Here is a 13,443-nt window from a genome sequence, read left to right as displayed (position 1 = left end):
TAGATAGGATGGAAGGCGAATGGCGGTGAATGTGGCAGTGGAACAGCAGGTGAATTCGTCCAAGGCCAGCCCGTCTTCTCGTCCGTTTTCCGGCTTCGAACGGCTTGTCGCCTGGCGCTATCTCCGCTCCCGGCGCAAGGAAGCGTCGATTTCGGTCATTGCCGGCTTCTCGCTGGTCGGCATCATGCTGGGTGTCGCCGCGCTGATCATCGTCATGGCCGTGATGAACGGCTTCCGCGCCGAACTCTTCAAGCAGATCCTCGGCTTCAACGGCCATGTCGTGGTGCAGCCGATCGATTCGCCGCTGACTGATTATGCTGAGCTGGCAAAGAAGTTTGCCGCGGTTCCCGGCGTCACCATGGCTCTGCCCTTGGTCGAAGGCGAAACGCTCGCCTCCGGCCGCGGCGGCTCAGGTACTGGTGCGCTGGTGCGCGGCATCCGCGCCGAAGACATGACCAAGCTCAAGACCGTTTCAGATCATGTCGTCTCCGGCGACATGGTCGGCTTTGCCTCGGGGCAGGGCGTTCTGGTGGGCACGCGGCTTGCGCGGCAGTTGGGGTTGACAGTCGGTGACCAGATCACGCTGACAGCTCCGGATGGCGACGTGACGCCGTTCGGCGTCAATCCACGCGTCAAGGCCTATACGATTTCCGGCCTCTTCGAAGTCGGCATGTCCGAATATGATTCCTCCGTCGTCTTCATGCCGTTGGAGGAGGCACAGCTCTTTTTCAACGCCCAGGGCATTGTCGAGAAGATTGAGCTCTTTGTCAGCAATCCGGATGATGTCGACGAGTTGAGGCCGAAGATCGAGGCCGCGGCAGGTCGGCAGGTGTTCCTCACCGACTGGCGGCAGGTCAACGAGACCTTCTTTTCGGCGCTTCAGGTCGAACGCAATACGATGTTCATGATCCTGACTCTGATCGTGCTCGTGGCGGCCCTGAATATTATTTCCGGCCTGATTATGCTGGTGAAGGACAAGGGAAGCGACATCGCCATCCTGCGTACCATGGGTGCGACCTCAGGCGCGATCATGCGCATCTTCTTCATGACAGGTGCCGCCATCGGTTTGGTCGGCACGCTCGCCGGCGTTCTTCTCGGTGTGCTGGTCTGCCTGAATATCGAATCCATCCGCCAGTTCTTCTCCTGGATTTCGGGCACGGTGATCTTCAATCCCGAGGTCTATTTCCTCAGCAAGCTCCCGGCCCAGATGAATATGAGCGAGACCATCTCCGTCGTCGTGATGGCTCTGACGCTTTCTTTCCTTGCCACGATCTTTCCGGCCTGGCGTGCCTCGCGGCTCGATCCGGTGCAGGCGTTGCGCTACGAATAAGGAATCCGCATTTGATGAAAGGCAACGTCGTTCTCCAGCTCTCCGACGTAGAGCGCCATTACGGGCAAGGCGATACCCAGCTATCGATCCTGAAGGGAGCCGACTTCGCTCTGCGCAGTGGCGAGATCGTCGCGCTCGTCGCCCCCTCGGGCACGGGCAAGTCGACGCTTTTGCATGTAGCCGGCCTGCTTGAGCATCCGGATAGCGGCGAAGTCTTGATCAACGGCCAGGCATGCGAAAATCTCTCTGACGACAGGCGCACTGCTGTGCGCCGCAGCGAGATCGGCTTCGTCTATCAGTTCCATCATCTGCTGCCGGAATTTTCCGCGCTCGAAAATATCATGATGCCGCAGCTGATCTCCGGCCTCTCACGCAAGGATGCCAGCGAGCGGGCTGCCCAGCTTCTCGACTATATGCGCATCGGCCACCGCGCCCATCATCGCCCCGCCGAACTGTCGGGCGGCGAACAGCAGCGCGTCGCCATCGCCCGCGCGGTCGCAAATGCGCCGCTGGTGTTGCTTGCCGATGAGCCGACTGGCAATCTCGATCCGGCAACCGCGCATTATGTGTTCGATGCGCTGGAAGCCCTGGTGCGCCAATCGGGCCTCGCAGCGCTGATCGCCACGCACAATCACGAACTCGCGGTTCGCATGGACCGTCGTGTTACGCTGAGCGAAGGCAAGGTGGTCGAGGTTTGATCGCTCGTTACGGAACGACCAGGCCGCCGCGATAGTCCAGCTCATAGGCTCTGCGGTCAGCGACCATGATGACTTCCTGGCCGATGAAATGGGCGCAATCGCCGCTGCTTTGATCGACATAGCGGCCGAACGCGTGCTCGAACTCATAGCCGCCGAGAAAGCGCTTCTCATCGAGATAAAGTCGCAGCAGGGCAGACTTGATGACCATGCCGGCACGATGTCCGTCGATCAGATCCGGCTCGACGATATGGCCGAAATAATTCATCGCCCATACCGGTTCGCCATCATGCCAGACGAGCTCCTGTCCGGCAAAATCCGTGCCGCCGAAATAGCTGTCGAGATAGCGCCAGCGGCCGCTGGCATAGCCGATATCATGCGAGCCGCTTCGGCAGGACGGCAGCCTCTCGCCATCGCCGACATAGGTTTCGGACTTGGCGGTGACAATGAAATCATTCAACTCGGCAAGATCCGGCATGACCCTCTCCAATTTTGATGAGGGCTCACAATGGCATTTGCCTCGTGAATTGTAAAGAACAAATAGTGAACATATGCGCTGTCACTCGCCGTTTCCACAAACCTTCTGGCCGAAATCATCCTGCCAGTCCTGGATGCTAACGGTCCTGGCTTCGGCCTTCAGATCCTTGCCGCTCTTCGTCGCCTTGCCGGTGAGCACATTGTAGTCGCAGCTGTAACTGGAGTCGGGCTCGAGCGTATCTCGGTAGGTATAAGTGTAACCGGCGACGATGAAACTGTTGTTGCGATAGGCGAGCGTCAGCGTCTGCTGCCAACGGTCGCGCCCGACGCTGTCGTTCTGCGAGGTGACGGCGATGGATCCATTCGGGAGGGCCGCGATCGACGGCTCCTGGCCGACCATGCCGTCAGGTCCGACGGTGCCCCAGACTTTGTGCGGCGCGCTTGCCGCCAGCGTCAGAAGCGAGTGCTCGCCGCCGCGCAGGTAGATATAGATGCCGATCGGGTTATCGGCGTCGTCGCCCGGAGCGGATGCGACCAGCAAGGCGAGATCGGGCTTGCCGTCCTTGTTCCAATCGCCGATCGCCGCATTGATGATACGGTCTGGCGCAATGGCGTCTTCGGCCTGAGCCGTGGTTGCGAGCAAGGCTAGAGTGAAGGCAGCATAAGCCAGTGATTTCATGGTGATCTCCCCTTCATTCCTGCATAGCCTCGGCTTGTCCGCGCGTCCATTGGCAAGGCAAAAAGTCAGGCAATGAAATTTATTGATGTATCTATTGACTCTCGAACAAAAATAGAACAAAAAAGAAACATAACGAGTAAGGAGCGCGTAAATGACCGATATCATTCGAGACGTTGCAGCATTCACCTCCATCGTGATGTTTGTCGCCAGCTTTTCCCTCATCATGATGGCGATGTGAGTTTTATCTCTGTATGCACATGTTGCTCCCCGGTTTGATGGGAGCAACTTCTGGACTTTGTCGTCCGCAATGCCGAAGATATCACCGATTCATTTAGGCATGCGGAAGGGTACAAGATGGCGGATATTGGCGACAGCGGCGCATCGGCGGCGTCGGTCGGTGAGGCAGCGGAATTCGTACACCTGCGGGTCCATTCCGCCTATTCCCTGCTTGAGGGCGCGTTGCCGCTCAAGAAGATACTGGCCAAGGCCGCCGGCGACAATCAGCCCGCGATCGCCATCACCGATACCAACAATCTCTTCGTCGCTCTCGAGTTCGCTCAGAAGGCGATGGACGAGGGGTTGCAGCCGATCATCGGCTGCCAGGTCTCGATCGACATGGAAGATGGCGGCGAGGGCGAGAAGCGCGGGCCGCAGCAATCGCTTGCCAAGCTTCCGTCCATCGTCCTTCTCGCCGCGACGGGAGAAGGCTATGAGCGCCTCGTCGATCTCATCAGCCGCGCCTACCTCGGCGGAGAAGGCAATCAGGCCGTTCACATTACCACTTCGTGGTTGGAGGAAATCGGCACCGAGGGCATGATTGCGCTTACCGGTTCGCTGGGCGGCCCGGTCGATATGGCTCTGAAAGAGGGCCATGCGCCACAGGCGTTATCGAGGCTTCTGACACTGAAGCGGTTGTTCGGCGACAGGCTCTATGTCGAGCTCCAGCGCCATGGCACCTATGATCGCCGTCATGAACGCAAGATGCTGACGCTTGCCTATGAGCACGAGCTCCCGCTGGTTGCCACCAACGAAGCATTCTTCCCGACGCGCGACGACTACGATGCCCATGATGCGCTGATGGCGGTCGCCCACAATGCCATCGTCTCGGACGATACGCGCTTCCGTCTGACGCCGGACCATTATCTGAAAAGCCGGGCCGACATGGCCAAGCTCTTCGCTAACTTGCCCGAGGCGCTGGAGAATACCGTCGAGATCGCCCGGCGCTGCTCCTTCGTGCTGCAAACGCGCAAACCCATCCTGCCGCGCTTCACGGGTGCACCGCCGACGAGGACGAGGCCGATCGTGCCGAATCCGCAGAGTTGCGCGCCCAGGCGGTCGAAGGCCTCGACCAGCGTCTGGCCTCGCTCGGCATGGCGCCGGGTTATGAGGAGAAGGATTATCGCGAGCGGCTGGAATTCGAGCTCAGCGTTATCGAGGGCATGAAGTTCCCCGGTTACTTCCTGATCGTTGCCGACTTCATCAAATGGGCCAAGCGGCATGATATTCCGGTTGGGCCGGGCCGCGGTTCCGGTGCGGGCTCGCTGGTCGCCTATGCGCTGACGATCACCGACGTCGATCCGCTGCGCTTCTCCTTGCTGTTCGAGCGCTTCCTCAACCCGTCACGCGTATCCATGCCCGACTTCGACATCGACTTCTGCCAGGATCGGCGCGAAGAGGTGATCCGTTACGTGCAGGCCAAGTATGGCCGCGAGCAGGTGGCGCAGATCATCACCTTCGGTTCGCTGCAGGCGCGCGCCGCGCTTCGCGATGTCGGCCGTGTGCTGGAAATGCCTTACGGCCAGGTCGACAAGATCTGCAAGCTGGTGCCGAATAACCCCGCCAATCCGACGCCATTGAGCAAGGCGATTGAGGAAGAGCCGCGTCTGCAGGAAGAGGCGGACAAGGAGCCAGTCGTCGCGCGCCTGCTCGATATCGCCCAGAAGATCGAGGGCCTCTACCGCCATGCCTCGACGCATGCCGCCGGTATCGTCATCGGCGATCGTCCGCTGTCGAAGCTCGTGCCGATGTATCGCGATCCGCGCTCCGACATGCCGGTCACCCAGTTCAACATGAAATGGGTGGAGCAGGCCGGCCTGGTGAAGTTCGACTTTCTCGGCCTGAAGACGCTGACAGTGCTGAAGACGGCAGTCGATTTCGTCGCCAAGCGCGGTATTTCGATCGATCTCGCCAGCATCCCGCTTGAGGACAAGCCGACCTACGACATGCTCTCGCGCGGCGAGACGGTTGGCGTGTTCCAGGTGGAAAGTGCCGGCATGCGCAAGGCCCTCATCGGCATGCGTCCGGACTGCATCGAGGACATCATCGCACTGGTGGCGCTCTATCGCCCCGGTCCGATGGAGAATATCCCGGTCTACAACGCCCGCAAGCATGGCGAGGAAGAGATCGAATCGATCCATCCGAAGATCGACTATCTCTTAAAGGAGACGCAGGGCGTCATCGTCTACCAGGAGCAGGTGATGCAGGTCGCCCAGGTTCTGTCGGGCTATTCGCTCGGCGAAGCCGACCTTCTGCGCCGCGCCATGGGTAAGAAGATCAAGGCGGAGATGGACCAGCAGCGCGAGCGTTTCGTCGATGGCGCCGTCAAGAACGAAGTGTCCAAGGGCCAGGCCGACGTCATTTTCGATCTGCTCGCCAAGTTCGCCAACTACGGCTTCAACAAGTCGCACGCCGCCGCGTACGCCATCGTCTCCTACCAGACGGCCTTTATGAAGGCGCATTATCCGGTGGAGTTCCTGGCGGCGTCGATGACGCTCGATATGGCCAACACCGAAAAGGTCAATGACTTCCGTCAGGATGCTAAGCGCCTGGGCATCGAGGTCATCGCGCCATCGGTCCAGACGTCCTTTCGCCATTTCGAGACCGGTGAAAACCGCATCTATTATGCGCTGGCGGCCATCAAGGGTGTCGGCGAATCGGCGGTGGAACACATTGTCGAAGTGCGCGGCGATCAACCCTTTGCCGGCATCGAGGATTTCTGCCTGCGCATCGATCCGAAGCAGATCAACCGCCGTGTTCTCGAAAGCCTGATTTCCGCCGGCGCCTTCGATTGTTTCGACATCGACCGCGCACAGTTGATCGGCGGGCTGGACCGGATCATGGGCTATGCCCAGGTGGCGCAGGAAAACAAGCGCAGCGGTCAGCACGACATGTTCGGAAGTGCTGCGTCCGGGCCGGAGAAAATCACCTTTCCATCCTATACGCCATGGCTAGCTTCGGAGCGCTTGCTGCGCGAGTTCCAGGTGCTCGGCTTCTATCTGACGGCCCATCCGCTCGATACCTACAAGACCGTGCTCGACAAGATGCGCGTGCAGAACTTTGCCGATTTTTCCGCTGCGGTGAAGCAGGGGGCCGGCAACGGTCGCCTCGCCGGCACGGTCATCTCGAAGCAGGAACGCAAGACGCGCACCGGCAACAAGATGGGCATCTTCGTGTTCTCCGATGCCTCGGGTCAGTTCGAAACGGTGCTTTTTTCGGAAACACTCAACCAGTACCGCGATGTCCTCGAAGTCGGAAAATCCTTCGTCATCACCGCGCAGGCGGATGAGCGACCCGAAGGCATCAGCCTGCGCCTGCAGACGGCACAGTCGTTGGAGGAGAAGTCGCTGCAGATGCAGAAGGCGCTGCGCGTCTATGTTCGCGATTCCGGGCCGCTGAAAGCGGTAGCGGCCCATCTGAATACCAAGGGAGATGGCCTCGTCTCCTTCATCGTGATCAAGGATGAGGGCTCGCGCGAGGTCGAGGTGGCGCTGCCGGAGAAATACCGCATCACGCCCGAGATTGCCGCCGCATTGCGCACGGCGCCCGGCGTTATCGATGTCGAGCTGGTCTAAAGCGCGTCGTGATCTTTCAGGATCGCTCGCCGCGCCTTAGTACCTGATGCTCAGCCTTTTTTGCCGAGCGCGCCGTTATTGGTGATGGTGATGAAATCGGTCTCGTTGCCGGTTTCCGGTCCTATGCCCGTGTCGGAGATCGTCAGCGACGAACCCTGCGTCAGCAGATCCTCGATGCGATGGCGTGCCTCGTCGGGAATGCTGATACGGCCGAGCGCCTGTCCGGCTGCATCGAGCGATTGCGACTGGGCCTCGCTGGTAATCCCCAACCGTTTCTTGGTCTGCTTGCTGAGGTCTTCTTCCAGCGTCATGCCGAACCAGTCAGCCTTGCCGCTGATGCGATCGATCGCATTGGCGGTGAAGAAATGCACGCCCAGCGCTTCCTCCGGCTCGGCGATATTAGCCGGCGCCTCGAAGAGCGGCTTGAAATTCTGGCGGACCATGATCGCGCCGTTCGGCGGTTCGCCCTTGCCGGCGGCGGCATAGACCGCCTTCATCAAGGCCGGGCTCACAAGCCCGCCTACCGTCTTGATATCATGCGCCTTCTTGAAATCTTCGATTGCCTGCACCGTCGCCGGACCGAGCATGCCGTCCGGCGTGCCGACCATGAAGCCCATGCCGTTCAACAGGCCCTGGAGATCGCGGACATTCTCGCGCAATCCCCGTCGGGTGATCAGAATGCTGAGTGGCGCCTGCTCCGCGGGTGGCTCAACAACCGCCTGCGCCTTCGGAATCGGGATCGAGGTGACATCGTTCGTCGCGACCTGCAGCGGTTGCGCCTGGGGCAGGAAGCTTGCCGTCATCGGGCGCAATTCGATGCCGGAAAATAGAGCGGGGGGAGGTGCCGCCTGCGGTTGGAACAGCATGGAGTTCTGAAAGGGCTGAGGCACCAGCGGCTGGTCGGCGATGACGACGTGTACGCCGCGCTCCGTCATCTGGTAAAGCGCCTTGGCAAATGCCTTGGGCATGCGCACGCAGCCATGAGACGCTGGATAATTCGGAACCGAGTTGGATTCATGCAGCGCGATGCCCGACCAGGTCAGCCTTTGCATGAAGGGCATGGGCGCGGCCGAATAGAGATTGGACTCGTGATAGACCTTCTTCTCCAGGATTGAGAAGATGCCGCTCGGCGTCGTGTGCCCACGCTTGCCGGTCGAAACCTTCGAGGTCGCCACCACCTGGTCGCCATCATAGACGGCAAGCGATTGCCTGTCCTTCGACACCACGATCTGCAGGGTACGGGCATCCGATGCGGCAAGGCTAGAGCATCGTTCACAAAACGTGAATCGTTGGGTGTTTGATTTTGGTGAATTTCATGATTCCCTTCCAAGCGGAGGTGTTTCATGGGCAAATCGCATTCACTTGATATCCGCGAACGCGTTGTGGCAATGGTTGAGGCAGGGCATTCCTGCCGCGCGGCCGCGCGTCGTTTCGCCATCGGCGACAGCACGGCAATCCGCCTCATGCAGCGCCGCCGGACGACAGGAGCGGTATCGCCTCCGCGTCAGGGCCGTCCGTCCGGCAGCGGCAAGCTTGCGGCCTATCGGTCGTTCCTGATTGCGCAGGTCGAAGCCAGACCCGATATCACCATGCCGGAACTGGCCGACAGGCTCGATGAGGCGCACGGTGTTCGTGTTCCACCTTCGTCGCTGTCACGGGTGCTGGTGGCGGAAGGGTTCACATATAAAAAAAGCCCTTATGGCGTCGGAACGCGCACGCGCGACGGTGCGCCACGATCGTGACACCTGGATCGCAAAGCGTCAGCCACGCATGCGGCTGGAACCGCATCGTCTTGTCTTTATTGACGAAACATCCGTGAATACCAAGATGGTTCGGCTGCGTGGACGCTGCCCGCGCGGCGAGCGGTTGCGCATGGATGCGCCGTTCGGACATTGGGGAACGCAGACCTTCATCGCCGGGCTTCGATGCTTCGGACTGACCGCGCCATGGATCATAAACCGCCCCATGAACCGCGCTGCTTTCGACACCTATATCGAGACCCAGCTCGTCCCCACACTGTCACGCGGCGATGTCGTCATCCTTGACAACCTGGCCGTCCACAAAAGCAAAAGAGCCACAGAGATCTTGCGGGATCATGGCGCATGGTTCCTCTTCCTGCCGCCCTACAGCCCAGACCTCAATCCCATCGAAATGGCATTCTCCAAGATCAAAGCGCATCTCAGGACCGCAGCCGCCAGAACCTTCGACACCCTCACAAAGGTCCTCGGCTCAATCTGTAACCTCTTCAATCGAACCGAATGCTGGAACTTCTTCAACGCAGCAGGATATGCGCCATGTTAATCGTACGACGCTCTAGGATGGGAAAGGGCGGTAGCTGAAAGCAGCCCAAGCCCTAGCAGGAAAAACGGCTTCATGGACACAACCAAAACGCAATACTCGTAGCGGCGAAGGTTAGACTTCGAAGTTTAAGGAAGACTTGCCGAAAGTGAATGCTTCTATCAGCACGTCGAAAATCAATCCTTCTGGATGCGAGAGGCAGTTGCAGAAATGCAAAAGCAGGGTGGTGATCCCTGCTTTTGCGGTAACCTATCGATAGAAAATGGAGGTATCAGCGTACGCTGGACGCCACCCAGTTATGCCATTCTTCCGCGCTGCCATGGAAGGCATTGAGGTCGATCCTGCCATCGACGCCATGCGAGACGCCGGAGCCGGAATATTGCCAGAATAGCCAGTTCCGGCCCGGATAGACCTTGGAAGGATGAGCGGCGACGGAGCGTAGCCAGAAGGGATAGTTGAGCAATTCACCGCGCAGGTTGTCGCGATAGAAATCCGGAGCGGTGTAGACAATGGGGCGCTGGCCGTAATGTCTTTCCAGCTTGTCCATGAAGACCTGCATCTTCGCCAGAACCTGTTCGCGCGACGGCCGCCGCTTGCAGCTGGATTCGCCGTTCCATTCAACGTCGATCACCGGCGGCAGGGCGCCAGCCTCCCGTGGAACGTTGCGGATGAACCAATCGGCTTGCTCGCCGGCGGTCCGGCACCAATAGAAGAAATGATAGGCACCATGCTTCAGGCCGGCTTGCTGGGCAGCACGCCAGTTCTTCTTGAACATCGGATCGAGATGATCGCCGCCATCGGTCGCCTTGATGTAAACGAAATTGGCACCCTGGGTGCGCAGCGTGTTCCAGTCGATGTCACCCTGCCAGCGGGAAACGTCGACGCCATGCACGGCCAGCTTCCTTGGCGAAGTCGTGCCGAAGTTGATCGGCTTGGCATCGCGGAACTGGTGGGAATAGATCTGCATCGGCTGCTGCCGCATGGCGCGGGGCATCGGGTTTGCCGGCGAAAGCATGGCGAGCGGCCGTTGCAGCGGCATGGGAACGTCATCTCGACCCTGGTCGGATGGCAGGAATCCCTCTGGTCGGGGATCGGCAGGCAGCGAGGTCGCCAACGCCTGCTGCCGCTCGACGCGCGAGACGGTTTCTCCGATTTCGACCGTCGGCACCGGGGTGCCGCTCTTTGCTATGGAGCTGGTCATTTCCTTGGAAGGCGCGCTTGACTGCGCGGCTTCGCGCTCGCCTCTGGCGGCGCAGCCCGATATCGTCAGGCAGGCAAGAAGGATGGTCGATACAGCCGATAGACGCATAGGAACCCGTACGCAAAACACAATCGACAGCCCAACAGAGCTGCCCGGAAGTTACAGAGATCGAGTCCTAATAGAAATTTACCAAGAAAGATTGAATCCGAGCTATTCGCGACGAAGAATCGCACACGCGAGGCAATTATTTGTCATGGCCCACAATATCACCGATTGGTGACTATTTGGCAAGCAATTGTTATTTATCGCGTTTTCCGCCGAAGGTGTAACCGGTCTCGACGGTCTTGTTGCCGAATTTTTCTCGAAGCTTGTCCATGGCCGCCTCGGCTGCGGCGCGGCGTGTAGCCTGCTGGTCGATCAAATCGGGAGGATCGGCGCGTCCGGCATCGCCAAGATCGGTGACACCGATGCCGATGAGACGGAACTTCGTACCGTCCGTCTCCGGCTCGAGCAGGCGCAAGCCGGTGCGGAAGATTCGGTCGGCGAGCTGCGTCGGGTCTTCCAGGCGGCGGTTGCGCGTCCGGCTCTTGAAATCTGATGTTTTCAGCTTCAGCACGACGGTCTGGCCGGCGATGCCGCTGCGCTTCAGACGGCGCGAAACCTTCTCCGACAGATCGCGAAGGATGGGCACCAGGTCATCGTAGCGGGATATGTCTTCGAAGAATGTGGTTTCGGCCGACACGCTTTTCGCGGCCTCGTTCGGATGCACCGTGCGGTCATCGATGCCGCGCGACAGGCGGGAAAGCCGTTGGCCGATGACCCCGTAGCGGCGCATGAGGTCGCTTTCGTCCATGCCCTGCAATTGGCCGATGGTGCGAATGCCGTCGCTTTCCAGCGTCGCCGCGAAGGCCTTGCCGACGCCCCAGATGGTCGTCACCGGGCGGGGCTCCAGAAACGAAACGGCCTCCTCACGGCCGATGACGGAGAAGCCGCGGGGCTTCTGCAGGTCAGAGGCGACCTTGGCGAGGAACTTGCAGTAGGAGAGGCCGATGGAGATGGTGATGCCGATCTCCTGCTCCACGCGCCGCGCGAATTTCGCCAGGATACGGGCCGGCGGATCATGATGAAGCCGCTGCGTGCCGTCGAGTTCCAGAAAGGCCTCGTCGATCGAAAGCGGCTGCACCAAGGGCGTCAGATCCTGCATCATGGTGCGGATCTCCCGGCCGACTCGCACGTACTTCTCCATGTTCGGACGGATCACCACCGCCTGCGGACACGCTTCCAAGGCCTTGAACATCGGCATCGCGGAGCGAACGCCGTGAATGCGGGCGATATAGCAGGCGGTGGAGACGACGCCGCGCTTGCCGCCGCCAACGATTAGCGGCTTGTCGGCCAATTCCGGATTATCCCGTTTTTCGATCGAGGCATAGAAGGCGTCGCAATCGATATGCGCCAGCGTCAGCCCATAGAGCTCGCGATGATAGACGAGGCGAGGGCTGCCGCAGGCCCGGCAACGCGTACGCACGGCAGATTGCTCGCTCAAGCAATCGCGACAGAAACCGGAAATCTTGTCGGGCGCAGTGGTCATCTAATGAGAACAAAAATTGAACATCGCCACTTTATGTTTTAAGTTTGCGAGTCTCAAGCGGGAAAACAGGGAGGTGATGGAGTGGAAAATTTACGCGTGCAGCCTCTGACGTGGGATCGCTGGGACGATTTCGAGGTGTTGTTCGGGCCGACCGGCGCCTGCTATGGCTGCTGGTGCACCCATTTCCGCATTCCGACATCGCAGCGCAAGACGATGGACGGAGACGCCAAGAAGCGCTTCATTCAGGACCGCGTCGCGGCGGGACCGCCACCCGGCCTTCTTGGCTATGTCGATGAGCGCCCGGTTGCCTGGGTGCAGGTCGGACCCCGCCTGGAGCTGCCGCAATGGAATTCACCGAAGACGGTCTCGCGTCCGCTCGATCCGGCCGATGCCGAGGATAGTTCGGTCTGGGCGGTGAGCTGTTTCTTCATGAATTCGCGTGATCGCGGCAAGGGATACAGCCATCGCATGCTGTCGGAGGCCATAAATTTCGCCAAGGCTTCAGGTGCGCGTCTGCTGGAGGGCTGTCCGATCGAGCGCACGAAGCAGTCGAAATCCGTGGGCCTCTATGTCGGCTCGCAGCGCATATTCGAGGCGGCGGGATTTTCTGAGGTCGCCAAACGCAAGGACGGGCGCCCCCTGATGCGCCTCGTCCTTTGATATCGGGTCGATGGTTTCAGCCACCGATGTAAGCCCTGAGCAATGGCGCCGCCTGGCTCCATTCACTCGTTTCGGGAATGCCTGCCGGCGCTGCCGGCGCCATGCGGTGGACGACAGAATCAGGCTTCAGATTGATCAGGAGGCAGTCCGGAACATGTTCGCCAACCGAATGCAGATTATGCGCCATGTCGTCGACGAAAACGACCGGCAATGCGCGCCTTGCATGCAGCGACCGGACGATCGGCCCTTTCGGCTGCAGCGATGCAAGCAATGGATAGGCAAGGCCGAGCCGATCGAGAAGGCGGCGCCGCTGAGCCCAGTATTGCGGCGGCATGGCCGTCAGGAAAACGATATCGGCATCCTTGGAAAAGTCGCCAAGCGTATCGACGACAAGATCAAGGGGCGTCTGCCATTGCTCCTGCGCCTCGAAGAAGGCCTCTATCAGCCGGTGGACGTCCTTTTCCTCCAGCGCCGTTCCGTTGGCCCTGGAGATGATGTTGCCGGTCAGCCGGAAGGATCGCGGCAGGAACTCATGGCCTTCACCGTCGAGGAAGGTCAGGAAAGGTGCGAAGAAATGCAAGACGACATCGTCGACATCACAGACGATCAGCGGCCGATCCTGGAGGCGGATGTGCGATGTATCGAATTCGAGCGGTGCATCCAT

General features: G+C 59.9%; 9 protein-coding genes and 2 pseudogenes. 5 read left to right on the top strand and 6 right to left on the bottom strand.

Annotated elements, in window-relative coordinates:
• Nucleotides 1-19: 19 nt before the first annotated feature.
• Complete coding sequence (locus BSK43_RS23425) at nucleotides 20-1,330, top strand: lipoprotein-releasing ABC transporter permease subunit (protein WP_077470130.1); 1,311 nt, start codon at nucleotides 20-22, stop codon at nucleotides 1,328-1,330.
• 14 nt (nucleotides 1,331-1,344) lie between these two features.
• Entirely contained in the window at nucleotides 1,345-2,028 is a 684-nt protein-coding gene (locus BSK43_RS23420) for an ABC transporter ATP-binding protein (protein ID WP_068385933.1), read from the top strand.
• Between the two features lie 7 nt (nucleotides 2,029-2,035).
• Here the strand turns inward: BSK43_RS23420 and BSK43_RS23415 are convergent, their stop codons facing one another.
• Nucleotides 2,036-2,503 carry a DUF5680 domain-containing protein gene (locus BSK43_RS23415; RefSeq protein ID WP_077470131.1) on the bottom strand — a complete coding sequence of 156 codons (468 nt, stop codon included), beginning with the start codon at nucleotides 2,501-2,503 and terminating at the stop codon, nucleotides 2,036-2,038.
• A gap of 81 nt (nucleotides 2,504-2,584) precedes the next feature.
• Nucleotides 2,585-3,181 carry a hypothetical protein gene (locus tag BSK43_RS23410; protein ID WP_077470132.1) on the bottom strand — a complete coding sequence of 199 codons (597 nt, stop codon included), beginning with the start codon at nucleotides 3,179-3,181 and terminating at the stop codon, nucleotides 2,585-2,587.
• A gap of 354 nt (nucleotides 3,182-3,535) precedes the next feature.
• Here BSK43_RS23410 and dnaE point away from each other — a divergent pair.
• Nucleotides 3,536-7,032 (top strand): annotated as a pseudogene (gene dnaE, locus BSK43_RS23405) (DNA polymerase III subunit alpha).
• Nucleotides 7,033-7,082: 50 nt separating this feature from the next.
• Here the strand turns inward: dnaE and BSK43_RS23400 are convergent.
• A pseudogene (locus BSK43_RS23400) lies at nucleotides 7,083-8,285 on the bottom strand (L,D-transpeptidase family protein); the annotation flags it as partial.
• A 90-nt stretch (nucleotides 8,286-8,375) separates the two neighbouring features.
• On the opposite strand from BSK43_RS23400, the gene BSK43_RS23395 reads away from it, so the two are divergent.
• Nucleotides 8,376-9,333 (top strand): IS630 family transposase gene (locus BSK43_RS23395; protein ID WP_281406631.1). Its coding sequence is split into 2 segments (ribosomal slippage): nucleotides 8,376-8,726 and nucleotides 8,728-9,333, totalling 957 coding nucleotides; the frame shifts between segments, so codons are not numbered across the junction.
• Nucleotides 9,334-9,601: 268 nt separating this feature from the next.
• Here the strand turns inward: BSK43_RS23395 and BSK43_RS23390 are convergent.
• Both BSK43_RS23390 and BSK43_RS23385 read right to left on the bottom strand, forming a co-directional pair.
• Nucleotides 9,602-10,639 (bottom strand): GH25 family lysozyme, encoded by a 1,038-nt coding sequence (locus BSK43_RS23390; RefSeq protein WP_068385943.1) that lies wholly within the window; start codon nucleotides 10,637-10,639, stop codon nucleotides 9,602-9,604.
• 190 nt (nucleotides 10,640-10,829) lie between these two features.
• Nucleotides 10,830-12,119, bottom strand: a complete 1,290-nt coding sequence (locus BSK43_RS23385; protein WP_077472784.1) for a DNA polymerase IV — start codon at nucleotides 12,117-12,119, stop codon at nucleotides 10,830-10,832.
• A gap of 81 nt (nucleotides 12,120-12,200) precedes the next feature.
• On the opposite strand from BSK43_RS23385, the gene BSK43_RS23380 reads away from it, so the two are divergent.
• A complete protein-coding gene (locus tag BSK43_RS23380; protein ID WP_077472783.1) occupies nucleotides 12,201-12,779 on the top strand; it encodes a GNAT family N-acetyltransferase in 579 nt (192 codons plus the stop codon).
• A gap of 16 nt (nucleotides 12,780-12,795) precedes the next feature.
• Here the strand turns inward: BSK43_RS23380 and BSK43_RS23375 are convergent, their stop codons facing one another.
• Nucleotides 12,796-13,443 carry a hypothetical protein gene (locus BSK43_RS23375; RefSeq protein ID WP_077472782.1) on the bottom strand — a complete coding sequence of 216 codons (648 nt, stop codon included), beginning with the start codon at nucleotides 13,441-13,443 and terminating at the stop codon, nucleotides 12,796-12,798.

This window comes from Rhizobium sp. P44RR-XXIV (assembly GCF_001999485.2).
Lineage (GTDB): Bacteria > Pseudomonadota > Alphaproteobacteria > Rhizobiales > Rhizobiaceae > Rhizobium.
The sequence above is the reverse complement of the archived record's forward strand: the minus strand, read 5'-3'. Positions and strand labels throughout refer to the sequence as shown.